This is a genomic window from Cellulomonas bogoriensis 69B4 = DSM 16987, assembly GCF_000767165.1.
GTDB lineage: Bacteria > Actinomycetota > Actinomycetes > Actinomycetales > Cellulomonadaceae > Actinotalea > Actinotalea bogoriensis.
The window spans coordinates 1-1,140 of the sequence record NZ_AXCZ01000343.1 but is presented as its reverse complement, the minus strand read 5'-3'; the positions used below and the strand labels follow the sequence as shown (position 1 = coordinate 1,140).

The following is a 1,140-nucleotide window of genomic DNA, read 5'->3' as shown; positions in this document are numbered from 1 at the left end:
CCACGGCGACCGGGTCGCCGCCAGGGACGGGTGCACCGGTGCGGGTGGCGGCCCACGCGGCCGCCAGCGCCGCTCGCGCCATCACGGGGTCAGCCCCGGGTACGGCCTCGAGCACCGCGGGCACCAGCCAGTCGACGTCCACGGTTCCCACGGGCGGGGCGAACACCCTCTCCCCGCTCACCCAGTCGGTCGGTCCGGCGCTCATCCCCGCATCGTCGCAGACACCACGGGCCGGCGCCCGGTGACGCTACGGCGTGCGCACGTGGTGGTCGACGTGGTCGGCGAGGTCGACGGTGAGGGCGTGAGCCTCGCCGGGGTCCAGGTGCCCGGCGGCGACGGCCGTCGTCACGCGCGCGGTGGCGGCCAGGGTCAGGACGTGCACCAGGTCCTGGAGGTCCACGTCCCGGTCGGCAGCGAGGTCGCTGAGGGTGGAGCCGCCGCGCAGGGCCCGTCGGACGTCCAGGGGATCGACCCCGAGGACCCATGCCGCGGCTTCCAGGTCCAGCCCCCCGGGCCCGCCGCGCAGCGCCCCGTGGTGACGGTCGCTGGAGGTGAGGTCCTGGGGCCAGGCCGGTGCGGGCCCGCCGGCCGGGCCGACATCCGTGAGGTCCTGGAGCATCGTGCGCATGGTCACCCTCCTCGTCGGTCGGCCCGGCCTCCCTGGGCACCGCACCAGGGTGACGAACCAGCCTGTGAGGAACCTGGGAGAACCGGTCAGGTGCGGCGCCGCACCCGCCACACGCGCGCCACCACCCCGACGGCCAGGACCACCAGCCCGGTGGCCACCGCCCCGACCGGGAGGGTGGCCACCAGGACCACGCACCCCACCGCGCCCAGGCCCTGCAGGGCGCGCGGGAACCGGCGGTGCGGACCCTGCTGGGTCCAGGCGGCCAGGTTCGCGACGAGGTAGTACAGGAGCACCCCGAACGAGGAGAACCCGATCGCGCCCCGCAGGTCGACCGTCAGCACCAGCACGCACACCACCACCGCCAGGGCGACCTCGGCGTGGTGCGGCACCCGGAACCGGGGGTGGACGGCCGCCAACCAGCGGGGCAGGTCACCGGTGCGGGCCATCGCCAGGCTGGTGCGCCCCACCCCTGCGACCAGCGCGAGCAACGCCCCCAGGGCCGCCGCCGCGGC

At 76.6% G+C, this 1,140-nt stretch carries 2 protein-coding genes and 1 pseudogene; all 3 read right to left on the bottom strand.

The annotated features are described in order from the left end of the window. Window positions 1-205, bottom strand: a 205-nt coding sequence (locus N869_RS15260; RefSeq protein WP_035063091.1) for a hypothetical protein, incomplete at its 3' end; no start/stop codon positions are given. A gap of 42 nt (window positions 206-247) precedes the next feature. Beyond that, complete coding sequence (locus N869_RS15255; protein WP_035063085.1) at window positions 248-628, bottom strand: hypothetical protein; 381 nt, start codon at window positions 626-628, stop codon at window positions 248-250. An 86-nt stretch (window positions 629-714) separates the two neighbouring features. Continuing rightward, window positions 715-1,140 (bottom strand): annotated as a pseudogene (locus N869_RS15250) (amino acid permease); the annotation flags it as partial.